This window comes from Lactobacillus sp. UMNPBX19 (assembly GCF_002553805.1).
Lineage (GTDB): Bacteria > Bacillota > Bacilli > Lactobacillales > Lactobacillaceae > Lactobacillus.
In genome coordinates this window covers 1-349 of the sequence record NZ_PCYR01000171.1, presented here as the reverse complement: position 1 = coordinate 349, position 349 = coordinate 1, and the positions used below count along the sequence as shown (strand labels likewise).

1 protein-coding gene is annotated in these 349 nt (G+C 45.6%); it reads left to right on the top strand.

Annotation, left to right across the window (positions count from 1 at the left end; genetic code table 11):
- Nucleotides 1-349 (top strand): type I DNA topoisomerase (locus tag CP370_RS09650; protein ID WP_199160338.1); only part of this gene is annotated, 349 nt, incomplete at both ends.

Below are 349 nucleotides of genomic sequence, written 5' to 3'. Positions count from 1 at the left end.
GGGTAAGGAAAATTGGATTAAGGTAGTTGACCGGTATTACAAGCCGTTTGCTAAAGAATTGGAAAAAGCCCAGGGGCAAATTGAAAAGATTCAAATTAAAGACGAACCGGCCGGCTTTAACTGTGAGATCTGTGGGGCACCAATGGTAGTTAAAATGGGCCGCTACGGTAAATTCTTTGCTTGTAGCCGGTTCCCTGACTGTCGTAACACCCAGGCAATTGTTAAGGAAATTGGGGTAACCTGTCCACAATGCCATAAAGGACAGATTATCGAACGCAAATCCAAGCGTGGACGCGTATTCTACGGTTGCTCGCGTTACCCAGATTGTGAATTTGTCTCTTGGGACAAG